Here is a 25,217-nt window from a genome sequence, read left to right as displayed (position 1 = left end):
TATGAACCAAAAGCAACTTATAAAATTAGCCGTATTACTGATTATTGCGGCAATCTCTTATTTTTTCGGTAATCAAAGTAATAAGTCAGAACCGGTTAAACAACCACTGCCGCAGCAGCAACAAAACGACTATGCGACGGAAAACGATACGCCGATTGCAAAAGCACCGCAGGCACAATCCGCTTCAGCGACTCAAGCGGCACTTTCGATGAATTATGATTCCAAAATGGATGAAGATAAAATCGGGCAAAACAAGCACGCACCGGTTGATTACTATATGTTGGCACTTTCTTGGTCACCAGCTTTTTGTGAATCACAACGCAATAAAAACCAAGGTGATGTGCCGCAACGTTTAGCTTATCAATGCGCCGGTAGTCAAAACTTCGGCTGGGTTATTCACGGTTTATGGCCACAAAATGCTAAAGCACGTTCGGTTGATCAGCATCCTCGCTATTGCCAAGGCGATTTACCGGAAGTGTCAGCGAAAATTATTGAGCAATATCTACCGGAATCACCAGGTGCTGCATTATTACAAGGCGAATGGGAAAAACACGGCAGCTGCGCTTTCGATAATGCGGAAAGCTATTTTGCAAAACAAAAAGAGTTGTTTTACAGCCTGAAACTACCGGCAAAAAATCTACGCCGAAATGATTTATTCCAATGGATGCGTAAACATAATCCGCAGCTACGCGGTGTTTATTTAGGCGCAAGCAAGACCGAACTCTACGTTTGCTACGATAAAAAATGGCAACCAGTGGACTGCCCGAAATAAATGACGGAATCAGTCTCAAATACTGCTCTCATGCGTCAGCTCAAAATGCAGGTTCAGCGTCAGCTAAAACGCAATTTGGAGCAAGCCAATACTCACTTCAATAAAACTTTTACACCACCGACGGTCAGTTATGCCGTGCGTGGTGTAAAAGCCGGTGTTGCTTATCTGCAACGTAATGAAATTCGCTTCAATCCTGTTTTATTGGCGGAAAACGGGCAATCCTTTATTCAGCAGGTTGTACCGCATGAACTTGCTCACGCTTTGGTTTATCAACAATTCGGGCGAGTCCAACCACACGGTAAAGAATGGAAAATGATGATGGAACAAGTTTTCGGCGTACCAGCGGAAACCTACCATTGCTTTGATACGCAAAATGTCGTCGGCAAACAATTTGCCTATCAGTGCGGTTGTCAAACGCATCTACTCTCTTTACGTCGTCATAATGCCATCGTACGAGATGGTCGCCGCTATCTCTGTAAGCAGTGTAAACAAATCCTCACTTCCAAAGACAATTTGTAACAATCGTTAAAATAACGTTAAAAGGTACTAGACATTATTCTATAAGCGCCTAAAATTAACGCAATTTTTTGACTTTTATCAATTTATTATCATTTGGAGTATTTTATGACAATGGAAACCATCGTGGTCGTGGGTGGTGGAGCTGGCGGTTTAGAGCTTGCTACCTACCTTGGCAATAAATTAGGGCGTAAGAATAAAGCGAAAGTCATTCTTATCGATCGTAATGCAACCCACCTTTGGAAACCTCTTTTACACGAAGTTGCAACCGGTTCTTTAGATGAAGGTACCGATGCACTCAGCTATCGTGCACATGCTAAAAATCACGGTTTTGAATTCCAACAAGGCACGCTCACCGCAGTAAGTCGTGATAAAAAAGAAGTGACACTTGCGCCAATTTATAACGAACAAAATCAGCTGTTAGTAGAAGAACGTCATATCGCTTATGATAAATTAGTGATTGCGATCGGCAGTAAATCGAACGATTTCAATACTAAAGGTGTGGCGGAACACTGTATTTTCTTAGACGGTTCAGAACAGGCGAAACAATTCCAAAAACGTATGATGGAATTATTCCTACAGTTCTCTCACAGTGAAAATCAAGACGTAAAAATTGCGATCGTCGGTGGTGGAGCAACTGGGATCGAGCTTTCCGCAGAACTTTATAATGCGGTAAAACACTTAAACTCATACGGTTTTGGTAAATTGAATCGAGCGAGCCTAAAAGTCACCTTAGTTGAAGCTGGTTCACGCTTAATTCCTGCATTAACCGAAAAAGTATCGGCTTCTGCCCTTGCTGAATTGCGCAAAGCTGGTGTGGACGTTCGCTTAAATACGATGATCACCGAAGCGGTAGAAGACGGCTTAATTACTAAAGACGGTGACAAAATTGAAGCTAACTTAATGGTTTGGGCTGCAGGGGTTAAAGCACCTGAATTTGTAAAAGAATTCGATTTTGAAACTAATCGTTTAAACCAAATTGAAATCAAAGATACCTTACAAACAACGGTAGATGACTCAGTATATGTCATCGGTGACTGCGCCTCATTAATCCAAGACGGTAAAGCCATTCCACCACGTGCGCAAGCTGCACACCAAATGGCAACACAATGCGGTAAAAATATTGTGGCGGCACTTGAAGGCAAAGAACAAAAACCGTTTAAATTCAATGATAAAGGCTCTCTACTTTCGTTCTCTCACTTCGGTACGGTCGGTAACTTGATGGGCAACTTAATGAGCGGTGATATGTTTATCGAAGGTAAAATCGCACGCCTTGCTTACCTCTCGTTATACCGTATGCACCAAGTTGCTTTACACGGCTGGGTAAAAACCGGTCTGATTTTATTAGTCGGTCAAATTAACCGCTTCCTCAGACCGTCAATGAAGTTACACTAAGCAAAACAAGCGGTTATATTTCCGTAAAATTTTGCAAAAAATTAACCACGGAATACGCAGACTACTCGGAATTTTATTCAGTGTAATCGGTGTATTCCCTGGCTTTATTCAATCTATATCTCACTATATCCCTTTATAGGAGATAGACAGTTTATTGAAGTATTTAGCAAAAAGTAACCACGGAATACACGGACTACTCGGAAATTTTATTCGGTGTAATCAGTGTGTTCAGTAGTTTGATTTAATCTATATTTAATACCCCTCCCTTTATGGGAGATAAACAGTTTGTTGAAGTATTTAGAAAAAATTAACCACGGAACACACTGATCTCTCGGAAATTTATTCAGTGTAATCAGTGTGTTCCGTGGTTTAATTTATTCATCAATAAATGGATTCAGTACCTCTACCCCACATCCTTTAAAATTTTTCACATTTCTCGTCACAATTTTAAATCTATGTGCTTTAGCCGTAGCGGCTATATAAGAGTCATTTAACGGCTTTTTATCCGGAATATGAAACTCTGCACAGATCATCATAACTTTGGTATCAAGCGGTAAAATTCTATTTTCAAAATGATGTAAAAGTTTTTGTTCAAACCAACTTTGTAAAAGTTTAGCTTGTTGAATATCTTTGCGTTTAAGTTGCAAAATACCTAACTTAATTTCAAAGAGAGTGATAACACTTAAATAAGCATCGGTTAAATTGACTTGTTGAAACCAGGCAACCACATTAACATCAGCTTTTCCACTTTCCATTTTACGTAGTTCGGAAACAATATTGGTATCTAATAAATACATTATTCCCACTCCGATAAATCCGGTACGTTCATTTTGCTTTGTTGACGTATTTGCTGCAAAGTTTGCTCAAATTGCTGTTCGGCTTCGGTACTCAATATTGCAGTTGGTACCGTACTGCTAAAAGCATCTGCCAAACTTTGCGATTTCGTTTGAGCTTGATAATGAGCGTAGCTTGCCAACACACTAACCACCTTACCCCATTTAGTAATATACACAGGCTCGGTTTCTGCAATTTTTAATACAGCACTGGCACGTTGGTTAAATTCTTTGGAACTGATGACCGCCATATCGCCTCCCTAATATCAAAATTGTCACTATATTACTACCTTTTTCTGTTCAATAAAAGTACAAAACCAATAACATCTCATTACAAGCAGTCATTTTTCTGCAAAGGTTTGCAAAAAATTAACCACAGAATACACAGATTACTCGAAAATTTTATCCGGTGTAATCGGTGTATTCCGTGGTTTTATTTGAGCAATATCTTACTTTCGCCTCTTACAAGCGGTTATATTTCCGCAAAATTTTGCAAAAACTAACCACGGAACACACAGACCACTCGGAAATTTATTCAGTGTAATCGGTGTGTTCCGTGGTTTTATTTAAGCTATATTTTACTCTCTCCCCTTGTGGGAGAGAGACAGCTTGTTGAAGCGTTTAGCGAAAACAAGCAGAGAGAGGGGGAGAATTACTTCTTCCAACCTTTTAACGCATCGGCAAACGCATTGTTGGCGAACTGATTACGTTGCGGTTTATTGCCAGAGAAGCGGTCGGATTTTTCAGTATTTTTGCGATTTTCTTGCGGATTTCGACCGCTTGCCGGTTTGTCGGTCGGCTTGTCTTCTAAACGCATAGTTAACGCAATACGTTTACGCTGTACATCCACTTCTAACACTTTCACTTTCACTAAATTGCCAACTTTCACTACTTTATGCGGATCTTCCACGAAGCTGTTCGATAACATTGAAATATGTACCAAACCGTCTTGATGTACACCGATATCCACAAAAGCACCGAAATTCGCTACATTGGTTACCGTCCCCTCTAAGATCATACCGACTTTCAGATCCTTAATATCTTCTACGCCGTCCATAAAGGTTGCCGTTTTAAATTCACCACGAGGATCGCGCCCCGGTTTTTCCAACTCTTTGAAAATATCGTTTACAGTCGGTAAACCGAATTGTTCGTCCACAAAATCTTTTGCATTCAGTTGGTGAATACGAGTTGCATTGCCCATTAATTCAGCAAGAGTCGAATCGGTTGCTTGGAGAATTTTTTCCACCACCGGATAAGCCTCCGGATGCACACTCGAAGCATCTAACGCATTTTTACCGCCGACAATTCGCATAAAACCGGCACACTGTTCAAAGGCTTTCGGCCCTAAACGAGGTACTTTTTTCAGGTCGGAACGTGCATTAAAACGTCCGTTTTCATCACGAAACGCTACGATATTTTGCGCTAGTGTTTTGCTCATACCGGCAACACGAGCCAATAACGGTGCGGAAGCGGTATTCAGATCCACCCCAACCGCATTTACACAGTCTTCAACCACCGCATCCAGTTTGCGAGCCAGTTGTGACTGGTTAACATCGTGCTGATACTGCCCCACGCCAATCGCTTTCGGCTCAATTTTTACCAATTCCGCTAGAGGATCTTGTAAACGGCGAGCAATCGATACCGCACCACGTAATGAAACATCTAACTCAGGGAATTCATTTGCCGCTAATTCGGAAGCAGAATAAACCGAAGCCCCCGCCTCACTAACCACCACGGTTTGTGGAATCAACATATCCGGTTTGCTTTCTTTGATCTGTTTTAACACATCCTTGGCAAAACGTTCCGTTTCACGAGAAGCCGTACCATTACCGATCGCAATCAGCTCAACATTATGCTGCTTAATTAATTTATACAGCGAAACTTCCGCCGCTGCTTTGCCTGTTGTGTGCGGATAAATGGTGTCGGTCGCCAATAATTTACCGGTATTATCCACCACAGCCACTTTCACACCGGTTCGTAAGCCCGGGTCTAAGCCCATGGTATTTTTTGCGCCTGCCGGTGCCGCCATTAATAACGCAGACAGATTGCGAGCAAATACGTCAATCGCTTCTTCTTCCGCTTTCTCGCGCAATGCGCCCATTAATTCGGTTTCCAAATGAAGTGCAGCTTTAATTTTCCAAGTCCAAGCAATCACTTGTTCACGCCATTTGTCTGCCGGTTGTTGATTGAATATCACGCCTAAATGCTGGCGAATAATTTCTTCGCAATGACTTGTTCGAGCGCCTTCTTCCGCTTTAGGATCCGCATTTAACGAAAGCGATAATACGCCTTCGTTTCTGCCTCGGAACATTGCTAACGCACGGTGCGAAGGTACGGTTTTAAACGGCTCACTATGGGCAAAATAATCTCGGAATTTCTCGCCTTCTTCTTCCCTACCTTCAATCACTCTTGATTCTAGCGTTGCGTAAGCGGTCAAATATTGGCGTAATTTTGCAAGTAATTCGGCATCTTCTGAAAAACGCTCCATTAGAATATAACGTGCGCCGTCTAACGCAGATTTAACATCCGCAACACCTTTTTCCGCATCAATAAAAGATTCCGCTAACACTTCCGGTGATTGGCTCGGATCATTCCATAAACTATCTGCCAACGGCTCAAGCCCTGCCTCAATCGCAATTTGCCCACGAGTACGGCGTTTCGGTTTATAAGGCAGATAAAGATCTTCTAATTCGGTTTTACTTTCGGTCGTTTCAATTTTGGTACGTAATTCAGCCGTCAATTTACCTTGATCTTCAATCGATTTAAGGATCGTTTGACGGCGATCGTCTAACTCACGCAAATAAATTAAACGTGTTTCAAAATGACGTAATTGGGTGTCGTCTAAGCCACCGGTGACTTCTTTACGATAACGAGCGATAAATGGAATGGTATTACCCTCATCGAGTAATTTGATTGCAGCGAGAATTTGATGTGAGCCAACAGAAAGTTCTGTGGCAATAATCTGGCTAATCTGTGTATTGAGCTCTGACATTGCGTTTCCCTAACAAATAAAATTCGCTTTATTTTAACAGTAAAAAAAGACAATGCCCAAAAATAAAAGTTCGAGCTAACGCAGTGCCGCCGCTCTTGCTTTATCCAGCTTTTCTAATTGGCTTAACGCTTCGTTTACTTTAGCTAAATTCGGCTCTTGTTTGGCACATAACACGATATTTTCTAGGCTATCGGCTTGATGATAATAAGGTTGTTCGCTTTGCACCGCTTGCTCAAATTGTTGGTATGCCTGATCAAATTTGGCTTGTTTACACAGAAAAGTACCGTAATTATTTAAGACATCCGGACGGTTATTACTCAGCTTCAATGCTTGCTGATAAGCTTGCTCGGCGTGAACTTGATCACCGATTTGTTGATAATAATAAGCTAAAACGGAGTGAGGTAGGTAATCGTTTTGATCGTGGCTTAACGCTTTATCAATATTCTCTTTCGCTTTGGGTAAATCATGTTGATCGAGATACGCTAAGGCTAAATTGATACGCGCTTTAACTGCTTCTGAACGATTAAAAGTGGTTTGGGGGGGAGGAAGCAGAGAAGAACAACCGAACAACACAGGTAACAGCATACAAGCGGTCAAATTTCGCAAAAATTTTGCAAGGTTCATATTGTTCTCCTCAAGATATACTCCCTTCGCTTGAGTTGCTTAGGGAGAAATTGGTTAATGGTTTTGCACCGCAATACCTTTGCCAAACTTACGTTTTTCCATGGTACGTTTGGTTCGGTCGATGACATCACCGGCAAGCTGACCGCAAGCGGCATCAATATCGTCACCACGAGTTTTACGTACAATAACCGTAAAACCGTATTCCATTAAGGTTTTTTGGAAACGATCCACACGGCTATTTGAACTCTTACCGTAAGGAGCTTCTGGGAACGGGTTCCATGGAATTAGATTGATCTTACACGGCGTATTTTTTAAGACTTCGGCTAACTGATGTGCGTGTTCCGTGCCGTCATTAACGTGATCTAATAACACGTATTCAATCGTCACTTTACCGTGGTTCGCATTCGATACTTCAAGGTATTTATGCACAGAATCCATCAACATTTTGATATTATACTTTTTGTTAATCGGCATAATTTCATCACGCAATTCATCATTTGGTGCATGCAATGAAATCGCTAATGCTACGTCAATTTTTTCACGCATAATATCAAGCGCCGGCACAACACCTGCCGTTGAAAGTGTTACACGGCGTTTTGATAAACCGTATGCAAAGTCATCTAACATAATTTCCATTGCCGGAATCACGTTATTTAAATTAAGTAACGGTTCCCCCATCCCCATCATTACCACGTTGGTAATCGGACGTACACCGGTTACACCGAAGTTACCAATGATTTTCGAAGCTCGCCATACCTGACCGATAATTTCAGAAACGGTTAAGTTACGGTTAAAACCTTGCTGAGCGGTTGAACAGAATTTACAGGCTAACGCACAGCCTACTTGTGAAGAAACACATAAAGTCGCACGATCCGCTTCCGGAATATACACGGTTTCAATTTGCTGATCGCCTACTTGCATCGCCCATTTGATTGTGCCGTCACTTGAACGCTGCTCGACAGATACTTCCGGTGCTTTGATTTCTGCAATTTGTTTTAATTTTTCACGCAATACTTTATTGATATTGCTCATATTATCGAAATTATCTTCACCAAAATGGTAAATCCATTTCATTAATTGGTCGGCACGAAACGGTTTTTCGCCCATTTCGGCAAATAACTCACGCATCTCTTGGCGAGTTAAGTTCATGAGGTTAATTTTTTCTGATTTAGGGTGTTGTACTGCGGCATTCATTGCTTGAATTTCGCTCGCACAAGTTTGGGTTTGTTCTGACATGAGAGTAAAAGCCTCGTTGTTACACGGTTTACGGCAAAAGGATTAGTTTTGCAGGTTGATAAAATAAAAAGACCGCAAATTTTACTCGTCTATAAGGTTTAAGGCTAGTGATTTTTAAACGAAATGGGAAGTTTTTAATCTGAAATTTTCGATCAAGATCGCAAAAAAGTGATGAAATGCAAAGATAGAGGGTAAAATAGCAAATTTTAAATGTTATTTGATGATGAATTAAAGAATAGGATAAGAAGTAGTGGTGGGCGATACCGGTCTCGAACCAGTGACCCCCTCCTTGTAAGGGAGGTGCTCTCCCAACTGAGCTAATCGCCCTCATGATATAGCATTTGCTATAGCTTGAAGTTTATGATGAAAATCTAAAGTGGTGGGCGATACCGGTCTCGAACCAGTGACCCCCTCCTTGTAAGGGAGGTGCTCTCCCAACTGAGCTAATCGCCCACTTGAGATTTCATCAAAGGGAATTGAAAAACGGAACACTTGTTGAAAAGTGGTGGGCGATACCGGTCTCGAACCAGTGACCCCCTCCTTGTAAGGGAGGTGCTCTCCCAACTGAGCTAATCGCCCGTTTTCAATTATTAGATTGTAATCAACACGAAACACTTATTGGAAAGTGGTGGGCGATACCGGTCTCGAACCAGTGACCCCCTCCTTGTAAGGGAGGTGCTCTCCCAACTGAGCTAATCGCCCGTGTTGTGGAGTGGCATTATAGAGATTTTTCACCTATCGTCAAACCCTTTTTTTAACATTTCGGCTTGTTTGTTGAATTTTTCGTCCAAAACCTTCATTTTTTACGTTTTTTAACCTTCAACCGCTAGGTTAACCGTAGTAGAATAGATAAATCTTTTGTTTAAAAAAGCCGTTCTCGGCAAATTACTTAATAGGCTGACAATAATGAATATCGAAACTCTTTTCCCTTTAGATCCGAATGTAAAAGTGCGCACCCGTTTTGCGCCTAGCCCAACCGGCTATTTACACGTTGGCGGCGCACGTACCGCTTTATATTCTTGGTTATATGCAAAACACTTCAACGGTGAATTTGTATTACGTATCGAAGATACCGACCTGGAACGTTCAACACCGGAAGCAACCGCAGCAATTCTTGAAGGTATGGAATGGTTAAATCTCGCTTGGGAACACGGTCCATATTATCAAACCAAACGTTTTGACCGTTACAACCAAGTTATCGATCAAATGATCGAGCAAGGTTTAGCGTACCGTTGCTACTGTTCAAAAGAACGTTTAGAAAACTTACGTAACGAACAAGAAGCAAATAAAGAAAAACCTCGTTACGATCGCCATTGCTTAGGTAATCACGAACATTCGGCAGATGAACCGCACGTTGTGCGCTTTAAAAACCCGCAAGAAGGTTCGGTAGTGTTTGACGATGCGGTACGTGGTCGTATCGAAATCAGCAACAGTGAATTAGATGACTTAATTATTCGCCGTACAGACGGTTCGCCGACTTATAACTTCTGCGTGGTGGTAGATGACTGGGATATGGGTATTACGCATGTTGTACGTGGCGAAGACCATATCAACAACACACCTCGCCAAATTAATATTTTAAAAGCATTAGGCGCACCGATTCCGACCTATGCTCACGTTTCAATGATTAACGGTGATGACGGCCAGAAATTATCAAAACGCCACGGTGCTGTAAGCGTAATGCAATATCGTGACGACGGTTATTTACCTGAAGCTTTAGTAAACTATTTAGTACGTTTAGGCTGGGGTCACGGTGACCAAGAAATTTTCAGCCGTGAAGAAATGATCGAATTATTCGACATTCACTCAGTAAGTAAATCGGCAAGTGCGTTCAATACCGATAAATTACAATGGTTAAACCAACACTATATGCGTAGCTTACCGGCTGAACACGTGGCGAAATATTTAGCGTGGCATATGAATGATCAAGCAATCGATACTTCAAACGGCCCGGCGTTAGAAGAAATTATTCCGGTATTAAGCGAACGTGCGAAAACATTAAAAGAATTAGCGACTGCAAGCCGTTATTTCTATCAAGAATTTGACGGTTATGATGAAAAAGCTGCGGCGAAAAACTTCAAAGCGGAAGCAGTTGCACCACTTGCAAAATTATTGGAAAAATTAACCGCTTTAACTGATTGGAGTGTAGAAGCGATTCACGATGCGATGAACGCAACTGCGGCTGATTTAGAAATCGGTATGGGTAAAGTGGGGATGCCGTTCCGTTTAGCGGTAACCGGCTCAGGCCAATCACCGTCAATGGATATTACCGCAAAATTAGTCGGTCGTGATCGTACCTTAGCTCGTATCCAAAAAGCAATTAAGTTTATTCAAGTACAAGCATAATTTCCTATTGACAGCTAAAGTGGCGGCATTTATTATGTTGCCACTTTTTGGGGATATAGCTCAGTTGGGAGAGCGCTTGAATGGCATTCAAGAGGTCGTCGGTTCGATCCCGATTATCTCCACCAATTCAAAATAAACTGATGTAAATAAACGCCTACGCAAGCCTTATAGCACAACGCTTTAAGGCTTTTTTATTGTCTTTTATTGTCAATTCACGTCTTCTGAAATCATTGATTTTTAGTAACACTGTAAGTAACATCGGCACAAATAGCAAAAATTAGTGTTACTAAAATGAGTGTTACATATGGCAAGAACTACAAAGCCCCTTACTAATACCGAAGTAGATAAAGCTAAACCGCAAGATAAAGAGTACAACCTATCTGACGGCAACGGATTATATTTACGAATTAAACCAAACGGGGCGAAAAATTGGATTTTTAACTACTTTAAGCCTAATGCTAAAAATCGGTCTAATTTAGGTTTAGGCGTGTATCCGGAAATTTCCTTGAAGCAAGCTCGAGAAATCCGCAATGAATACAATCAGCTATTAGCCAAAGGTATTGATCCTAAAATCTACCGCCAACAACTCGAAGAACAAAAAAACTTTGAGAAATCCAACACCTTTAAAAACCTTTCTGAAAAATGGCGAGAAAAGAAGCGCGATGAGGTACAGGAAAGTACGATTAATAAAGAGTATCGTCGATTAGAGCTTTATGCCTTGCCTTACTTAGGACACCTATCACTTAATGAGATTTCCGCCCCTGTTGTGGTTACTGCATTACAACCACTTTATAAAAAGAATCTGAATGATACCTTGCATCGCTTAATTCGTATGATCAACGAAATCATGAATTTTGCGGTAAATGGCGGACTCGTAAAATACAATCCTTGTTCGACGATTGGAGAAATGTTTGCGAAGAAGCAAAAGGAAAACAACCCTACTATTCCGCCTGATAAATTGCCCGAACTAATGGCAAAGATTGCAAATGCTCATATTGAACCGCAAACCCGTTACTTGATTCAATGGCAACTACTAACGATGGTTCGCCCCCGTGAAGCGGTTAGTGTTGAATGGGCAGAGATTGATTTAGAAAAAAGATTGTGGACAATCCCACCGGAAAAAATGAAAGGAACGAGGAAAGGACGTTTACAGCATATTGTGCCACTATCAACGCAAGCAATCCGAGTACTTGAACGACTTAAACCGATTACAGGGCATTTAAAACACGTTTTCCCGCATTACAGTAAACCGGCGGAACATATGAATAGCAGCACGGCAAATGTGGCACTTAAGCGAATGGGCTATAAAGATGTTTTGACCGCTCACGGTATGCGGTCTTTAGCCAGAACCTATCTAGCTGATAATGACGTAACGCACGAAGTGGCAGAAGCTTGCCTAGCGCATAGTGTGGGGAATGTGGTTAGCCAAGCCTATAACAAATCCACCTACTTAGAACAACGTATAGGCGTGATGCAAATGTGGGGGGATTATGTAGAGCGTTGTTCAATGGTGGCGACTATTTAATGGTAGGGGTATAACTAACCGGCTCAATATTGAGCCGGTTGCCTCAAATTTGAGGAGAACTACCGCCTTAATGTCGTAAAACCTGAATATAAAAAGGTACTCCGGAGGGGATACCCTTTCCACGGGGTTGGGGCCGCGCGGTCTTCGGCAGATTTTACGATTTCTAGGCATCATCATCATTTAAAAATATTTTCATTGAATCAATAAGCTACTACGATCTAGGAACAAGCCGGCACAAGGCTTTTACCTCATTTTATAAGAAACCTTCCATTCAGCACAAAGGCTTAAAAGATGACGATTGATGTCGAATTAGGTACAAGCCTCATAAATTAGGGCAGCATGGGGGAAATCCCCACGCCGCACACTAAAACAGCTAAACATTAATAACGAAACAAACGAACAGGAATTAAAACCGTTTACCGGCTGAATTATCCGATAGCGGAATCCTGCTATCGCCTAATTATTCGCACAAAGGGCAAGACTTCCCCCCAACGAAGGAAGTTAAAAACAGTAGCAGGATAATCTGTTATTTTATCCACCTATCTGATACAATACAGACCAATCAAAGCCGATTTAACCGGCAGTCAATTTGAGCAACTAGGAACGGACTAATTACCCGAGCCGAAAAGAAACTACCCCTATTAGTTTCCTGTTGCTCACTCTCTTAATAGGGCAGCGTGTAGGGACGTTTATGAATGAGTATTTTTAATTTATCCATCATTAACTTACGAATTCCAAATAAAATGAATTATTAAACTTTGGTGAAAATTAACCGTTTGAAAGGCTAAGACATGAAAGTAAAATTAAATGATTTTGAAAGTCTTGAGGAAATACATAAGCAGAATAAATATATTTCCAATCAGCATAAGATGTTTAGTGAAGAAAATAGGGCGGAATTATTAAAAGAGTTTGCTAATCAATTAGAAGCTAATTTAGATAGTACTATTAGTTGGTTAAGTTCAATAGGCGAAAATAAATGGAACAAGTTATATGAAAGCCTAGAAATAATAGAGAATGAACATAAACAGAATATAAATACAATAAAGACTCTTGTTGAAGAAAAGGGTTATGTATTTTTAAATTATAATGAAACTCTTGAAGCTGTTGCGCATTTACAAAAAGCTTTAAACCATATTGGCTTTATGCTCTTGGCTAGTGAGGCAATAGCTAACAATCTTAAAATGATTACAGCTAAACAAAACAGAAGAAAACAGAATAGAACAGATCCAAATAAACAAAAAGCAATAGATGAAGCTAAAACGATGTGGAAACGTACTCCAAAACTATCCCTAGATGAAATAGCTGAACATATCCGCCAAATAAAGATTTCTGATAAGTCTCATGCTCAAATAAAAAAATGGATAGCTCCATATAACCCAAACCGCAAAAATAAATAATATTTAAAAAGTTGATTACAGAAAAGTGATCGGCTTTTTTGTTTCCTTAACAGTTAAAGAAATGAATTAACAGTAAAGGAATCTAGTTAGCTGTTAGCGTTATTTAACCTTTATCAATACTCAGCCAAAATCCACTTCATACCGCCAAGACCTACCAAGGTTTACGGCAAGTTATTTAACTTTATGGAGAGGATTATCAATGACCCACCAAGATAAAAACATTTCTGAACGTATTATCCGCAAGCCGGAGTACCTATCACGCTTAGGCGTAAGTAAATCTACCCTGACAGACTGGGAAAACCCTAAATCAAAACGTTATCGCCCTGATTGCCCGAAGAAAATCAAATTAGGGGCTAATTCAGTCGGTTATCTCGAAAGCGAAGTAAACACATTTATCAAAGCATTAGCAAATAACCGAATTGAAGCGGCATAGGAGGAATATTCAATGGAACTCAAAACCATCAAACATATTCAAGCCGTAAGCGGATTTAGTCGTGCTTTTATCTACAAGCAAATTCAAGCGGGCAAACTTTCCCCGCCTATCAAGATAGGGCGTGCTTCACGTTGGAAATCATCGGACGTAGAACAATGGCTTAATGATTTAATCAACAACGAAAGAGGGCTTAGCACGTTATCGGCAAACAGTACCAAGGCTATTGATAAGTTAGCCGGTAATCAAGTGTAAGGGGCTAGCTTATGAACGCAAATACTACACGCAAGGAAAAGCTAGGAAGTTATTTATTAACAAGCCGTAACGGCTTTTCTGAACTGGACGGAATGAGGGAATTAGGCATCACCAGCGGTCGAAACGAGATCAACGAGCTAGAAGCTATTACACAGACTGAATTTATTCGTATTCAAGAACATAACCAAAACGGAGGTACGCATTTTCGCTATTTCTTAGCAGATAAGACACAGGCGGAGAGATTAATCACTTTCCTAAATGGAAAAGCGGTAAGTCGTAACGCAGCGATTCCCTATCCGCCAACGGTGGCGGAATCCGTACTTAATCAGTTAGCAGCACCAACACAGGCGCAATTACAGCACAAAGTACGTAAACCGGTGAAAGGGGTGTAACAGGAGTGATTCAGTATGAAGTGTGAAATAGCCAAGATGAATACGGTATTAATTCAGCACGCATTTGATTACTACGCTGCCGGCAATAAGAACGTGTTCACGTTTAAGAGCCTGTACAACGACGAAGAACCCTACCCGCTTGAGGAGCTTATTACTTGCCTTGCTACGCATATTCAGATTTTAGAAGCGAAGCAACAAATACGACAGAACGAGAGCCGGCAGACTTCAATATGGCTATATGCGAAAAGAATTAAGCAATTGGAAACGATTAGAAAGGGGAAAATGAGATGAAAGGATTAAATGAGCAATTACCGATTGAAGCGGTATTTCCTAAAGTGTTTCGTAAAGAAACCGTTGCAATGACAAACACCCTTAAAGTAGCGGAATATTTCGGAAAACAGCATAAAAATATTTTGCAACGTCTTGAAAATTTAGCGTGTTCAGAAGAATTTAACCGGCTGAATTTTAAGCCCGTTAAGTACACCGACCAAAAGGGAGAAAGCCGGAAGATGTTCTTAATGACCCAAGACGGCTTTACGCTTTTAGTTATGGGATTTACCGGCAAAAAAGCAATGCAATTTAAAGAGATGTATATCGCCGAATTTAACCGAATGAAAAAGCAACTTGATAGCAAAGACCGCTTAAGAGATACGCAACACTTACTTAATGAAGCGATTGATTTCAAGCAGCAGACTTCTGAAAAAGAAGATCCGCACGCGTACAGCCGCGAAAATACCCTCGTTTATTGTGTAGCGTTGGGCATGAGTAAAAAGAAATGGTTATCACAGAATGGTTATCCGGCAGATGCTGAAATCCGCCAATTTCTGACGCCTGAACAACTTGATTTAATCCATTTACTGGTTACTGAAAACGCCACAATGATTAAGTTAGGTTTGGAGTACACAGTACGTAAAAATCATTTACAAGCAAGTGCATTACATTACTGGCGCAAACTGGCAGTAGGGAAGAATCAAAATGTTAGCGGTTAAGTTCGGAGGTTAGCGCAATGGGATACGGTCATCAAATCCGGCAAAGGTTCGCTATTGAGTACGCCCACAAGGGCAATGCAACACACGCCTTAAAAGCCGTATTAGGTACAGAACGAGCCGAGCGAATGAAAGCGGTAACGCTACGAGCAAGAGCAAGCGAACTGTTAAATGACTATCGCACCGTGGAGCTAATCGAGCAAGAAAAGCAAGCAATGGTGGAACGTGAGGAGCGCTTACCAAGATTTAGAAAGCGAACTTATCGCACGGATTTAGTAAGTGAAATGAGTGAATGCAGCAAGCGGACACCATCACAATCGACAGTCTTTCTACAAGAAATCAGAGGTTTTAAAACAATGTTGAAACAGTTAGCACGAGCAACAAAACGAAGACGGAAACGGTAACAGAACGGTAAAGATACGGTGCGAATACGGTACGACAATGGAACACTTTTTCAAAAGTTCCACTAGTAAAACTTGACTTTATTAGCAAATAAAAACGCCCTCAAAGCGACACCAAGAGGGCAAGAACAAAAATTTAAAAAAGGTATTTAACCGATGAATATTTTACAGTACATCACAACAAATAGCGACACAATCGACAATAATCCGCAAGGTTATTTAGATATGGTTCATTCCGTACTATCGGCGGAATTTGCAAAAAATGAAGAAAATTCGACCGCTTGTAAAAAGAATTGCTTTACAAGTTTAGCGAATAAGGTTTATGCTACTCTCGCTTTCGCAAAATCGGAAGCCGAGCGTGGAAACTCGAATAATTTACTTGTGGCGAACACTAGCACGCCTTTCAATGACCGTGCTTTTTTTGTTCGTGGACTAAACACACCTAAAGAAAATGACCAATCCAAAAATGGATTCGTTACATTTCTCTCTATGGTAGCGTTTAGTGGGCAACGTTTAATCGTTGGCTGTGTTCCACAAGTCGCAGTTTTCCACCCCGCTAAACGCTATCGCCAAGCCGTGGAAAGCAAAGCGATAGACTCTAAAAATTTACTTGTGGAGCTATCAGCCATGATCTACCTATTCAAAGCCGTAAGCCGTTTAGACTTACGCAACACGTCAAAACCGATTTCATCATTCCCTTGCTATACCGTGCGTATTAAAGCCAATAGCTTAGAACAAGCTAAAGCTAAGGTCTGCCCTTTCTTTGCCGTTAAAGAGGTGGTTTATGCGTAACACAAATAAATTGATTGAAGATATTCGTGAGCAAACCGACAACCTCGATATGCTCCTTACCTATGCGAATAGTTTATCAAGTGCGATTAGCGTCGATCATTCTGAGTGCATCAGTGTAGATGGCGAAAGCGAATTTACTTATAGCAGCGATATTGCCGACGGCTTACTTGCGCTTAATGATTACCTTATTGGGCAGATTAAACAGGCACACCGCCAACGTGATCAACAGATTTATGAATTAATCAAAGTTCACGAAGCACAGACCGAAGCATTGAACGCTTACAAATTGGCGGAATGTGAACGAAAAGCGGTGGAGGTAGCGAAAGATGAGTAACCAACAAGCACAATTTAACGAAGGAATGGCTAAATGTTGGCAAGCGGCGACCCTATTAGATGCTATGTCAAAATCACGTCTTCAAGATATGGATGGTGTAAGTATTAGTATAGCAATCGAAGGAATTCACGGCATTCTTATATCTGCCTTATCTGAAATGGAAAATTTAAACTTTAAGGGAGGCGAGAATGAGTAATCTAGAAACCCTCCATTCAATCAAGCAGCCGTTAGATATGGCGAAGATATTCCTTGAGATTGCTTTAACCGGCAACGGTGCGGTACGACGTGAAAACGGTACGCTGATGAGCAGAGATGAAATACTGGCGGAAGCCTTCCAATACTTAGATGAAGCGCACACTTACTTACAGGAAGTGATCGAAGAGGTGGAGTATGAACAAAATCCGCTTTTATGATGACCAGTTAGCAAAAACGAACGCTTTCAACGATTGGATTATTCTAGCAGGAAGAGACGTACATAAAGCCTATTACCGATGGAATAAAGAGACTAACCATTCAGAAGCAGGCAAAGGCGAAAGATGGGCATTAATTCGTGATAGCTTCAAGCTAGGCAATGATATGATTCCGTGCTTGTTGGATAGCAAAGATTTGGGCCAATTAGACCGCTTGTTACTTGCGCCGGCAGCACAACGATTCATTAAAATATTCCAAGTGGGGGAACTCCCCACTTTGGCGAAAGATAAAGATGATTTTCGCACCCGAGTATTGATGAACCTCGCAGAACATTGCCCGAATCTTACCGCCGTAGAATGGCTAGATGAAGGCTTTAATACGGAAAACCTAACCAGCGAATATCAGCGCATTAAGAACGGACAGCACGCTACCGCAGAGCTTTTAGAGCAACGCACACTTAACCCCGAAGATGATACCGCTCCACGTGTAGAAATGCGTAAGCGTGGCGGATTAAAAGGCTTGTACTATGTTACTACTCGTATTGTGGACGGTGAGAAAGTCGAAAGCGAAAAATGGTTATCCGATTTTGTCGAGGTCATCGGACTAGGCAAAGGAGAAAGTGAACATTTCATTATTTTGCAAAAAGAGAAGCAAGAACGACCGCTTGTTATGCCGCTAAAAGATATTGGTGAGCGTGACGGCTGGCAGTATTTGAAACGTAATGATGTGACGGTAACTACTAAGCAAGCACTACGGGCGGAATTAGCCGATTATTTGCAATTTAAAAGCCGAACCGCCAAGCAGTATTACATTACCGACAAAACCGGCTGGAATGAAGATTTAACCGCTTTTACCTTGCCAAACGGGGAAACCTTAGGGCAACCGCAAACCCCGACCATTTTCCGCAATTTAACGCAGAATATCGAAGGATATAGAGTAAGCGGAACAACAGCGGACTGGGTGGAGAATATCGGGCGTTATTGCGTAGGTAATCCGTCGATGATGTTATCGATTGGCGTGGCATTAAGTGCGCCATTATTGAAACCTTTAGAGGCGGACGGCTACGGCGTACACCTTTACGAAGATTCAACATTCGGTAAAACAACCGCTTTAAATATCGCTTCCTCAATTTACGGACACCCAAGAGAAACTCGTACAGCATGGAACGCTACACCGTTGGCCTTACAGAACGAAGCCTTTAGCCGTAACGGGCTATTTATGCCGTTAGATGAAATCAGCGAAGCCAGTCCGAAAGCCGTCGCACAGACCGCTTATAGCTTGTTTAACGGACAAGGGAAGTTACAAGGTGCGAAAGAAGGTGGAAATCGCAAGTCGATTAAATGGCTAGTAGCGAATCTCTCCACCGGTGAGGAAGGTTTAGAGAGCTACCTCAAGCAACAAGGGATAAAGGTCAATGCCGGCCAATTAGTCCGCTTACTCAATATCCCGATGAAACGAGCGACAGAGTTTCACGGCTTGGCGGACGGTAAAACGCACGCTGACGCGCTCAATGCAAACGTCATGCGCTATTTTGGTGCGGTGGGTGTAGATTGGCTCACTTATCTAGTCCAAGCGGAAAAAAGCGCATTGAGAGCGTTATACGACAAAGTAAAACAATCTCGATTAAAGAGCTTGCCGGATAATTCAGAACCTCAAATTAAGCGGGTGATGGCGGATAGATTCGCCCTCATTGAAACCGCCTTATTATTGGCTAAGGATATCTTACAATGGACGGAAAAGGATATATCAAACGCTATCACGGCTAACTTCAATGAATGGGTAAACGCTTATGGCTGGCACTCGAAAAAGCATACACAGATCATTGAACAAGTGAACGGTTGGCTATTGGTAAATGCTGATACTCGTTTTGAAGAGTTTCCACCGGACGGCACACAGAAGCCTATCAGCAATAAAGCCGGTTATCGACTGGTAGAAGATGACCGTTATTTTGTCTTCAAAAGCGTATTTGAAGATGAAGCCTTACAAGGGCAGACGAAAGAGGTTGCACTTCCGGTATTAGTTAAAGCGGGCATTCTTCATAAGGGAGAGGGCAACGGCTACGCATACCTCCAACGAATACCACACAAGATCAACCCAAAGAGAACCCGAGCTTATCTGATAGAGATTCTCAATGAGAATAGCGACGAATAGCCATATCATTAAACTACATTCAGACCGCCATTATTGGCGGTTTTTTTGTTATGCTTTATTGTTTATAAAATGCACTTTTTATACAACCTGTATAAATTTATTCTCCCTTTCTATTAGGAAGCATATTTTTAATAGTCCAATAGTCCAAAACACCCTTTTTAAGGTATGAAATCATTATATATCAATAAGTTAGATGTAAAATTATTGGACTATCATTGGACTAAAATCACCGTTTTTGGACTAAAATACCCCCTTTTTGGACTAAATGCTAAAGTTAAAAAAATGAAAATCTTCAAAATCATTTAGTCCAAAAGCCACCTAAAATAGTCCAAAATGGAAAAAAATAGTCCAAAAAATTTTATGTAACCTATTGAATATAAAAAGAAAAGTGAGTTTTTGGACTAATTGGACTATTGGACTACGAATTTTTCCTTATATAATAGAGAGGGTGGAAAGTGTGAAAATCTTATACAGTGGTTTTAGACGGCTAGAGAGTGGTTGTGTAACTATCCTCAACTTAGGTAATTCAACTTAATAAATAAACTAAGCTCAAATTTGAGTAAATTAGCTTTTTTTGAGGTGTGGGGGAAATCACCATACCTTACCCAAAAAGGGAGAAATAATTTACCAAAACAGGTAAAGTGAATTATCCTCAAACTTTTAACCGGTGAACCGTGGTTATATGGCCACAACTAAACCGTTGCGATAACACAACCCCCTATCATACCGGTGTGATGAATCCCTATTATTTCGGGAACTCCCTACTTTTTCAGGATTCATTCCGCTAATCATTCTTACGATCCAAATAATTGTCTATAAAACAGGATAATTTATAGATGACTTTTAATTTTAGTAACACTGTAAGTAACATTTTGAAAAAATCAAAACACAACTTTCTAGGAATACCAAGGTTTAAAAGACTTAGTTCGATCCCGATTATCGCAAGCGGTTAAATTTCAGCGATTTTTTGCAAAAAATCTGTAAAATCCGACCGCTTGTCCTATAAATCTACGAGATATTTAGTCTTCGAGCTTTTCGCCTGCTTCTGGTAATAACACCGGTATGCCGTTTTGGATTGGGTACACTAATTTTGCCTCATGGCTAATTAAGCGATTATTAGCTTTATCCCATTCCAGTTTGGTATTCGTTACCGGGCAAGCAAGATTATTAATCAGTTTTTCATTCATATTATTTTCCTAATCGTTTTAAAATCGGTTCAAGTAAACAAGCGGTCGATTCCGGCGAGAATTTTGCAGAAACAGGTATATACCACCAATTTGACTGGGCAAAAGTTTGGCATTTTACCGCATCTTTTTCTGTCATCAGTAACGGAATTTGTTCGGCTGCAAGCACTTTAAGTTGGTTAGCTTCAAATGCTTGGTGATCGGCAAAACCTTGTGTTTTAAGTAATTTAATACCTAAATTTTCAAGCATATTAAAAAAACGAGGCGGATGTCCGATTCCGGCTATCGCCACACACTCTTGCCCGATAAAATCGGTTATCGGCTTCTGTTCTCCCGTTTTGAGGTTAACTGCCAATTCAGGTTCAAGCGTCATTAAATGTTCATTCGATTGAGCCTCTCCGCCATTACAGATAATCGCTTGTACCGATTGCAAACGGCTTGGCAGCTCACGCAGACCGCCGGCAGGCAAAACAAAACCGTTACCCAAACGACGTATACCATCAACCACAACCCATTCGATATCTCGCTGTAAGGCGTAATGTTGCAAGCCGTCATCAGTGATAATTAAATCCAGCTCAAATTGACTCAATAGCAATTCGATACTTTGCTGACGATTTGGTGAAATTGCCAACGGCACACCAGTTCGTTGCATAATCAACACCGGTTCATCACCTACCATTTCCGCTGAACTCTGTTTGGTGACTAATTGAGGAAAGTCTTTGCTTTTACCGCCATAGCCACGAGAAATCACACCAACTTTTATTCCTCGTTGTTGTAGCTGTTCCACTAACCAAACAACTACAGGTGTTTTTCCATTACCACCCACCGAAATATTACCGACTACTAACACCGGTACCGGAGAGCGGTAAGATTTTAAGATTTTTTTGCGAAACAAAAACAAGCGGATTTGGCTAATCAGCCAAAACAGCAATGAAAACGGCGCAAGCAGCCAAGTAATAATTGAGGTAGATTGCCAAATATTCATATAATTTCTTTAAAGATACTATCGTTTGCGTAACGGCTATGCCTACAGATAAAACAAATGGACAATGAAAAACATTGTCCATTTTAGCTATGCTTACTCTACTTTCGGCTTATCACCGTTTTCAACACAACCTTTGCCAATCGTCACTTTTTTCACATTTTTCTCTGCTTTAAGTGTCGGTAGGTTATACATCGTATCCAATAGTAGATTCTCAACAATCGAACGTAAACCACGCGCACCCGTTTTGCGTGAAATAGACTTCTGCGCAATCGCAATTAGCGCATCTTTAGTAAATTTCAGCTCAACACCTTCCATTTGGAATAATGCTTGATATTGCTTGATAATCGCATTTTTCGGCTCGGTTAAAATTTGAATTAATGCCTCTTCATCAAGTTCTTGTAACGGAGTCACCACCGGTAATCGACCGATTAATTCCGGAATTAAGCCGAATTTGACTAAATCTTCCGGCTCAACTTGTTTGAATAACTCGGTGAGATCTTCACGTTCTTTATCTTTTTTAAGTTCTGCACCAAAGCCGATTCCGCCTTGTTTATTGGTTCGTGCTTCAACAAGCTTATCTAAGCCGGCAAATGCGCCACCACAAATAAATAAGATTTTAGAGGTATCAACCGGAATCGTTTCGCCTTTCGGGTGCTTACGGCTGCCTTGCGGATTGATATTCGCCACCGTTCCTTCAATTAATTTTAATAACGCCTGCTGTACACCTTCGCCAGATACGTCACGGGTAATTGACGGGCTTTCCGATTTACGCGTAATTTTGTCGATCTCATCAATAAAGACGATACCACGCTCCGCTTGTTCCGCATCAAAATCGCATTTCATTAGTAATTTTTGAATTACGTTTTCTACGTCTTCACCCACATAGCCGGCTTGCGTCAACGTGGTTGCATCCGCCACGGCAAACGGTACGTTTAGACGGCGGGCTAAGGTTTCCGCCAATAAGGTCTTACCGCTACCGGTCGGACCAATTAATAAAATATTACTTTTACCTAACTCTACACCGTTGGTTTCCTTATGGCCTGAAAGCGCATTGCGTAAACGTTTATAGTGGTTATAAACCGCTACGGACAACACTTTTTTTGCATGTTCTTGACCGATAACATACTCATCTAAATGCGCATGAATTTCGTGTGGAGTCGGTACATTTTCAAAGAATTTCTCTTCATCTTGTTTTTCATCGATTAACGGCTCTTCTTCGCCGTTTAACAATGCGTAAGATTCTTCAATACAGTGATTACAGATATAACCTTCCGTACCTTCAACAAGCTGATCCACTTCGGTACGTCTTTTTCCACAAAAACTACAATGTGGTTCTTTCTCAAAATTTGCCATTATTTTGTATCTCTGTGTGTTAAAACTTTATCAATTAAACCGTATTCAGCCGCTTCAAATGCTGACATAAAATTATCACGTTCGGTATCTGCCGCCACTTTTTCAAACGGCTGCCCGCTATGTTCTGCCATTCTTCTTGTCAGCATTTCTTTTAATTTTAAAATTTCTTGCGCTTGAATTTGAATATCAGTCGCCTGCCCTCTTGCACCACCTAAAGGTTGGTGAATCATCACACGTGCGTGAGGTAAAGCAAAACGTTTGCCTTTTGCACCGCCGGATAATAAGAAAGCCCCCATTGAGCAAGCCTGTCCGGTACAAAGTGTTGCAACATCAGGCTTAATAAAGTTCATTGTGTCGTAAATTGCTAAACCCGCCGTAACAACACCACCCGGTGAGTTAATGTATAAATAAATATCTTTTTCAGGATCTTCCGATTCTAAGAAAAGAAGTTGTGCCACGATCAAGTTTGCCATATGGTCTTCAACTTCACCGTTTAAAAAAATGATACGTTCCTTAAGTAAACGTGAATAAATATCGTATGATCTTTCGCCTTTTGAGGTTTGTTCAACCACCATTGGAATTACTGCCATTTTGGGTTCCTTATCCGAAATCTGAGAAATACTGTTAATTCTATCAAACTTTAAGAAAATCATTAACAACAAGCGGTCAGATTGTTACAATCTTTTGCAAAACTTAGCCTTAATCCATAAAAAAATATGACTTTAGCCGATATTTATCAAAAATTTGAACTTTGCAAATCTTGGGAAGAAAGATACCGCTTGTTAATTCAACTTAGTCGCCAATTACCGAAGCCTAGCGAGGAAGAATTAAAAAAATTACCTGAAATTCACGGCTGTGAAAGCCGCTTATGGTTTGAATTTCAAGCAACACCACGTAAAGTTCAAGCCTACAGCGATGCCCGTTTAATGCAGGGGATTTTATTTATTGTCGTAACACTATTAAACGAAGCCGATTCAGCGCAATTAGCTCATGTTGATTTGACTCAGCTGTTTGATCAATTAAAAATCTCACAAAATCTGACGAGTACACGTTTAAACGGATTACAGCAAATTAACAAACTGATTCTTACGGCTTAACCTCAACGGGTTGAACCTCGCTTGTCTTGCATCACCACATCTCGCCCTGTTTTTTGCTTGATAAAAGCAAGGCGAATTTCATGCCCCGAATCTTTCGGATCCAGCGCACAACAAACCGTGCCTTCTGCCAAAGAAAAATGACGCAATTGTTTTAAATGATCAAACAGTATGCGATCTTCTCCGTCTCCTTGGGCTAAAGATTGCGACCAGCAATGGAGATAAGGCAGCGTTTTAAGTTTATTGAGCGTTAAGCCCGATGGACGCACAAAGCCGCCGAAACTATCCTTAAAAATACCCTGATCAACACCAACGCTTTCTAATTCGTCTAAACACAGTATTTCACCGGTATTACCGTCAGCGTAGTAACACAAAGCGTGTCCCCAATTCACATCCGGATACTGGCAGAATACGGAATACATTTTGTCGATATGTTGCGGTAAAAACCAATCGTCATCATCGAGATAAGTAACCAATTCACTATCAGCAAGTAAGGTCAATGCCGAACGCAATGAACCGCCGTAATAGCAATCATGTACACCACCGTGACGTTTAGAGGTTGAATAGCCGAGATCTAACCAAACGATATCCACATTAGCCGGACGTTCTTGATCAAGTATTTGTCGATAATGCGGAAGCTGACCGGATAAATCGAGATCCACGCCAATCAGAATTTGAATATTTCCGCTAAATTGCTGAGAAAAAACAGAACGAACTGCACGTAATAAAGATTCGCGCCCAACCGTTACTATCACAACGGCAAGTTGGTAACGGCCATTAAAGGGTTTAGACATAGAAAAGCCTCAAAAGCCA

Annotated in this window: 27 protein-coding genes and 5 tRNA genes; 18 read left to right on the top strand and 14 right to left on the bottom strand. The window is 41.0% G+C overall.

Features of this window, described 5'->3' with window-relative positions; genetic code table 11:
• Position 1 precedes the first annotated feature (1 nt).
• The 3 genes from ASU1_RS00515 to ASU1_RS00505 all read left to right on the top strand — a co-directional run bounded on the left by ASU1_RS00515 (position 2) and on the right by ASU1_RS00505 (position 2,683).
• Complete coding sequence (locus ASU1_RS00515) at positions 2-772, top strand: ribonuclease T2 family protein (protein ID WP_014990920.1); 771 nt, start codon at positions 2-4, stop codon at positions 770-772.
• The gene (locus ASU1_RS00510) at positions 773-1,291 is read left to right on the top strand and encodes a SprT family zinc-dependent metalloprotease (RefSeq protein WP_179130574.1); all 519 of its coding nucleotides are present in this window, start codon (positions 773-775) and stop codon (positions 1,289-1,291) included.
• Positions 1,292-1,402: 111 nt separating this feature from the next.
• A complete protein-coding gene (locus ASU1_RS00505; protein ID WP_014990918.1) occupies positions 1,403-2,683 on the top strand; it encodes an NAD(P)/FAD-dependent oxidoreductase in 1,281 nt (426 codons plus the stop codon).
• 374 nt (positions 2,684-3,057) lie between these two features.
• Here the strand turns inward: ASU1_RS00505 and ASU1_RS00500 are convergent, their stop codons facing one another.
• From ASU1_RS00500 to ASU1_RS00460, 9 genes are all read right to left on the bottom strand, one after another.
• On the bottom strand, positions 3,058-3,480 hold the full coding sequence (locus tag ASU1_RS00500) for a type II toxin-antitoxin system VapC family toxin (protein ID WP_014990917.1): 423 nt from the start codon (positions 3,478-3,480) through the stop codon (positions 3,058-3,060).
• The gene (locus tag ASU1_RS00495; protein ID WP_014990916.1) at positions 3,480-3,767 is read right to left on the bottom strand and encodes a type II toxin-antitoxin system Phd/YefM family antitoxin; all 288 of its coding nucleotides are present in this window, start codon (positions 3,765-3,767) and stop codon (positions 3,480-3,482) included. The genes ASU1_RS00500 and ASU1_RS00495 overlap by 1 nt, the downstream gene beginning before the upstream one ends.
• 401 nt (positions 3,768-4,168) lie before the next feature.
• Complete coding sequence (locus ASU1_RS00490; protein ID WP_014990915.1) at positions 4,169-6,508, bottom strand: Tex family protein; 2,340 nt, start codon at positions 6,506-6,508, stop codon at positions 4,169-4,171.
• Between the two features lie 75 nt (positions 6,509-6,583).
• Positions 6,584-7,132 carry a type IV pilus biogenesis/stability protein PilW gene (gene pilW / locus ASU1_RS00485; protein WP_014990914.1) on the bottom strand — a complete coding sequence of 183 codons (549 nt, stop codon included), beginning with the start codon at positions 7,130-7,132 and terminating at the stop codon, positions 6,584-6,586.
• Between the two features lie 54 nt (positions 7,133-7,186).
• Positions 7,187-8,368 (bottom strand): dual-specificity RNA methyltransferase RlmN, encoded by a 1,182-nt coding sequence (rlmN, locus tag ASU1_RS00480; RefSeq protein ID WP_014990913.1) that lies wholly within the window; start codon positions 8,366-8,368, stop codon positions 7,187-7,189.
• Between the two features lie 251 nt (positions 8,369-8,619).
• Positions 8,620-8,695, bottom strand: a tRNA-Val gene (locus ASU1_RS00475).
• 50 nt (positions 8,696-8,745) lie between these two features.
• A tRNA-Val gene (locus tag ASU1_RS00470) sits at positions 8,746-8,821 on the bottom strand.
• A 50-nt stretch (positions 8,822-8,871) separates the two neighbouring features.
• Positions 8,872-8,947 (bottom strand) — tRNA-Val (locus ASU1_RS00465).
• Positions 8,948-8,994: 47 nt separating this feature from the next.
• A tRNA-Val gene (locus ASU1_RS00460) sits at positions 8,995-9,070 on the bottom strand.
• Between the two features lie 204 nt (positions 9,071-9,274).
• On the opposite strand from ASU1_RS00460, the gene gltX reads away from it, so the two are divergent.
• The 14 genes from gltX (at position 9,275) to ASU1_RS00385 (ending at position 19,788) form a co-directional block, all read left to right on the top strand.
• A complete protein-coding gene (gene gltX / locus ASU1_RS00455) occupies positions 9,275-10,714 on the top strand; it encodes a glutamate--tRNA ligase (RefSeq protein ID WP_039194773.1) in 1,440 nt (479 codons plus the stop codon).
• Positions 10,715-10,763: 49 nt separating this feature from the next.
• A tRNA-Ala gene (locus ASU1_RS00450) sits at positions 10,764-10,839 on the top strand.
• Between the two features lie 179 nt (positions 10,840-11,018).
• Positions 11,019-12,239 (top strand): tyrosine-type recombinase/integrase, encoded by a 1,221-nt coding sequence (locus tag ASU1_RS00445; RefSeq protein ID WP_005612726.1) that lies wholly within the window; start codon positions 11,019-11,021, stop codon positions 12,237-12,239.
• 791 nt (positions 12,240-13,030) lie between these two features.
• Positions 13,031-13,636, top strand: a complete 606-nt coding sequence (locus ASU1_RS11645) for a hypothetical protein (RefSeq protein ID WP_014990911.1) — start codon at positions 13,031-13,033, stop codon at positions 13,634-13,636.
• A gap of 199 nt (positions 13,637-13,835) precedes the next feature.
• Positions 13,836-14,069: a helix-turn-helix transcriptional regulator gene (locus ASU1_RS00435; RefSeq protein WP_014990910.1), complete on the top strand. Its 234-nt coding sequence runs from the start codon at positions 13,836-13,838 to the stop codon at positions 14,067-14,069.
• A gap of 12 nt (positions 14,070-14,081) precedes the next feature.
• Positions 14,082-14,321 (top strand): helix-turn-helix transcriptional regulator, encoded by a 240-nt coding sequence (locus ASU1_RS00430; protein ID WP_005612729.1) that lies wholly within the window; start codon positions 14,082-14,084, stop codon positions 14,319-14,321.
• 11 nt (positions 14,322-14,332) lie between these two features.
• On the top strand, positions 14,333-14,713 hold the full coding sequence (locus ASU1_RS00425) for a hypothetical protein (protein ID WP_014990909.1): 381 nt from the start codon (positions 14,333-14,335) through the stop codon (positions 14,711-14,713).
• Between the two features lie 287 nt (positions 14,714-15,000).
• The gene (locus ASU1_RS00415; RefSeq protein WP_014990907.1) at positions 15,001-15,702 is read left to right on the top strand and encodes a Rha family transcriptional regulator; all 702 of its coding nucleotides are present in this window, start codon (positions 15,001-15,003) and stop codon (positions 15,700-15,702) included.
• Between the two features lie 17 nt (positions 15,703-15,719).
• Positions 15,720-16,103, top strand: coding sequence for a hypothetical protein (locus ASU1_RS00410; RefSeq protein ID WP_014990906.1), 384 nt, complete (start codon positions 15,720-15,722; stop codon positions 16,101-16,103).
• A 153-nt stretch (positions 16,104-16,256) separates the two neighbouring features.
• A complete protein-coding gene (locus ASU1_RS00405; protein ID WP_014991323.1) occupies positions 16,257-16,892 on the top strand; it encodes an ash family protein in 636 nt (211 codons plus the stop codon).
• Entirely contained in the window at positions 16,885-17,226 is a 342-nt protein-coding gene (locus ASU1_RS00400) for a hypothetical protein (protein ID WP_014991324.1), read from the top strand. Before ASU1_RS00405 ends, ASU1_RS00400 begins: the two co-directional genes overlap by 8 nt.
• Positions 17,219-17,422 carry a hypothetical protein gene (locus ASU1_RS00395; RefSeq protein ID WP_014991325.1) on the top strand — a complete coding sequence of 68 codons (204 nt, stop codon included), beginning with the start codon at positions 17,219-17,221 and terminating at the stop codon, positions 17,420-17,422. Before ASU1_RS00400 ends, ASU1_RS00395 begins: the two co-directional genes overlap by 8 nt.
• Positions 17,415-17,639, top strand: a complete 225-nt coding sequence (locus ASU1_RS00390; RefSeq protein ID WP_014991326.1) for a hypothetical protein — start codon at positions 17,415-17,417, stop codon at positions 17,637-17,639. The genes ASU1_RS00395 and ASU1_RS00390 overlap by 8 nt, the downstream gene beginning before the upstream one ends.
• Positions 17,617-19,788, top strand: a complete 2,172-nt coding sequence (locus ASU1_RS00385; protein WP_039194772.1) for a DUF927 domain-containing protein — start codon at positions 17,617-17,619, stop codon at positions 19,786-19,788. Before ASU1_RS00390 ends, ASU1_RS00385 begins: the two co-directional genes overlap by 23 nt.
• A 1,019-nt stretch (positions 19,789-20,807) precedes the next feature.
• Here the strand turns inward: ASU1_RS00385 and ASU1_RS00380 are convergent.
• The 4 genes from ASU1_RS00380 to clpP form a co-directional block, all read right to left on the bottom strand.
• On the bottom strand, positions 20,808-20,975 hold the full coding sequence (locus ASU1_RS00380; protein WP_014990903.1) for a Trm112 family protein: 168 nt from the start codon (positions 20,973-20,975) through the stop codon (positions 20,808-20,810).
• A gap of 1 nt (position 20,976) precedes the next feature.
• Entirely contained in the window at positions 20,977-21,957 is a 981-nt protein-coding gene (gene lpxK / locus ASU1_RS00375) for a tetraacyldisaccharide 4'-kinase (RefSeq protein ID WP_014990902.1), read from the bottom strand.
• Between the two features lie 93 nt (positions 21,958-22,050).
• Positions 22,051-23,310 (bottom strand): ATP-dependent protease ATP-binding subunit ClpX, encoded by a 1,260-nt coding sequence (gene clpX, locus ASU1_RS00370; RefSeq protein ID WP_014990901.1) that lies wholly within the window; start codon positions 23,308-23,310, stop codon positions 22,051-22,053.
• Complete coding sequence (clpP, locus tag ASU1_RS00365) at positions 23,310-23,900, bottom strand: ATP-dependent Clp endopeptidase proteolytic subunit ClpP (protein WP_014990900.1); 591 nt, start codon at positions 23,898-23,900, stop codon at positions 23,310-23,312. The genes clpX and clpP overlap by 1 nt, the downstream gene beginning before the upstream one ends.
• 126 nt (positions 23,901-24,026) lie before the next feature.
• Here clpP and ASU1_RS00360 point away from each other — a divergent pair, with 126 nt between their 5' ends.
• On the top strand, positions 24,027-24,407 hold the full coding sequence (locus ASU1_RS00360; protein ID WP_014990899.1) for a SufE family protein: 381 nt from the start codon (positions 24,027-24,029) through the stop codon (positions 24,405-24,407).
• A gap of 2 nt (positions 24,408-24,409) precedes the next feature.
• Here ASU1_RS00360 and ASU1_RS00355 read toward each other — a convergent pair whose 3' ends face one another.
• A complete protein-coding gene (locus ASU1_RS00355) occupies positions 24,410-25,198 on the bottom strand; it encodes a glycosyltransferase family A protein (RefSeq protein ID WP_014990898.1) in 789 nt (262 codons plus the stop codon).
• Positions 25,199-25,217 lie beyond the last annotated feature (19 nt).

Origin of the sequence: Actinobacillus suis ATCC 33415 (assembly GCF_000739435.1) — a bacterium.
GTDB lineage: Bacteria > Pseudomonadota > Gammaproteobacteria > Enterobacterales > Pasteurellaceae > Actinobacillus > Actinobacillus suis.
Note: the sequence above shows the minus strand (reverse complement) of the source record. Positions and strands in the feature narration are given on the sequence as shown.

Excerpts from the sequence above, each read along its gene's own strand:
- ASU1_RS00490 (WP_014990915.1), bottom strand. The coding sequence starts at position 6,508 with ATGTCAGAGCTCAATACACAGATTAGCCAGATTATTGCCACAGAACTT.
- ASU1_RS00380 (WP_014990903.1), bottom strand. The coding sequence starts at position 20,975 with ATGAATGAAAAACTGATTAATAATCTTGCTTGCCCGGTAACGAATACC.
- ASU1_RS00505 (WP_014990918.1), top strand. The coding sequence starts at position 1,403 with ATGGAAACCATCGTGGTCGTGGGTGGTGGAGCTGGCGGTTTAGAGCTT.
- ASU1_RS00390 (WP_014991326.1), top strand. The coding sequence starts at position 17,415 with ATGAGTAATCTAGAAACCCTCCATTCAATCAAGCAGCCGTTAGATATG.
- ASU1_RS00515 (WP_014990920.1), top strand. The coding sequence starts at position 2 with ATGAACCAAAAGCAACTTATAAAATTAGCCGTATTACTGATTATTGCG.
- ASU1_RS00355 (WP_014990898.1), bottom strand. The coding sequence starts at position 25,198 with ATGTCTAAACCCTTTAATGGCCGTTACCAACTTGCCGTTGTGATAGTA.
- lpxK (WP_014990902.1), bottom strand. The coding sequence starts at position 21,957 with ATGAATATTTGGCAATCTACCTCAATTATTACTTGGCTGCTTGCGCCG.
- ASU1_RS00445 (WP_005612726.1), top strand. The coding sequence starts at position 11,019 with ATGGCAAGAACTACAAAGCCCCTTACTAATACCGAAGTAGATAAAGCT.
- ASU1_RS00435 (WP_014990910.1), top strand. The coding sequence starts at position 13,836 with ATGACCCACCAAGATAAAAACATTTCTGAACGTATTATCCGCAAGCCG.
- ASU1_RS00495 (WP_014990916.1), bottom strand. The coding sequence starts at position 3,767 with ATGGCGGTCATCAGTTCCAAAGAATTTAACCAACGTGCCAGTGCTGTA.
- ASU1_RS00500 (WP_014990917.1), bottom strand. The coding sequence starts at position 3,480 with ATGTATTTATTAGATACCAATATTGTTTCCGAACTACGTAAAATGGAA.
- ASU1_RS00360 (WP_014990899.1), top strand. The coding sequence starts at position 24,027 with ATGACTTTAGCCGATATTTATCAAAAATTTGAACTTTGCAAATCTTGG.
- ASU1_RS00395 (WP_014991325.1), top strand. The coding sequence starts at position 17,219 with ATGAGTAACCAACAAGCACAATTTAACGAAGGAATGGCTAAATGTTGG.
- ASU1_RS00405 (WP_014991323.1), top strand. The coding sequence starts at position 16,257 with ATGAATATTTTACAGTACATCACAACAAATAGCGACACAATCGACAAT.
- ASU1_RS00400 (WP_014991324.1), top strand. The coding sequence starts at position 16,885 with ATGCGTAACACAAATAAATTGATTGAAGATATTCGTGAGCAAACCGAC.
- clpP (WP_014990900.1), bottom strand. The coding sequence starts at position 23,900 with ATGGCAGTAATTCCAATGGTGGTTGAACAAACCTCAAAAGGCGAAAGA.
- ASU1_RS00430 (WP_005612729.1), top strand. The coding sequence starts at position 14,082 with ATGGAACTCAAAACCATCAAACATATTCAAGCCGTAAGCGGATTTAGT.
- ASU1_RS00425 (WP_014990909.1), top strand. The coding sequence starts at position 14,333 with ATGAACGCAAATACTACACGCAAGGAAAAGCTAGGAAGTTATTTATTA.
- ASU1_RS00510 (WP_179130574.1), top strand. The coding sequence starts at position 773 with ATGACGGAATCAGTCTCAAATACTGCTCTCATGCGTCAGCTCAAAATG.
- ASU1_RS00415 (WP_014990907.1), top strand. The coding sequence starts at position 15,001 with ATGAAAGGATTAAATGAGCAATTACCGATTGAAGCGGTATTTCCTAAA.
- ASU1_RS00410 (WP_014990906.1), top strand. The coding sequence starts at position 15,720 with ATGGGATACGGTCATCAAATCCGGCAAAGGTTCGCTATTGAGTACGCC.
- rlmN (WP_014990913.1), bottom strand. The coding sequence starts at position 8,368 with ATGTCAGAACAAACCCAAACTTGTGCGAGCGAAATTCAAGCAATGAAT.
- pilW (WP_014990914.1), bottom strand. The coding sequence starts at position 7,132 with ATGAACCTTGCAAAATTTTTGCGAAATTTGACCGCTTGTATGCTGTTA.
- clpX (WP_014990901.1), bottom strand. The coding sequence starts at position 23,310 with ATGGCAAATTTTGAGAAAGAACCACATTGTAGTTTTTGTGGAAAAAGA.
- gltX (WP_039194773.1), top strand. The coding sequence starts at position 9,275 with ATGAATATCGAAACTCTTTTCCCTTTAGATCCGAATGTAAAAGTGCGC.
- ASU1_RS11645 (WP_014990911.1), top strand. The coding sequence starts at position 13,031 with ATGAAAGTAAAATTAAATGATTTTGAAAGTCTTGAGGAAATACATAAG.
- ASU1_RS00385 (WP_039194772.1), top strand. The coding sequence starts at position 17,617 with ATGAACAAAATCCGCTTTTATGATGACCAGTTAGCAAAAACGAACGCT.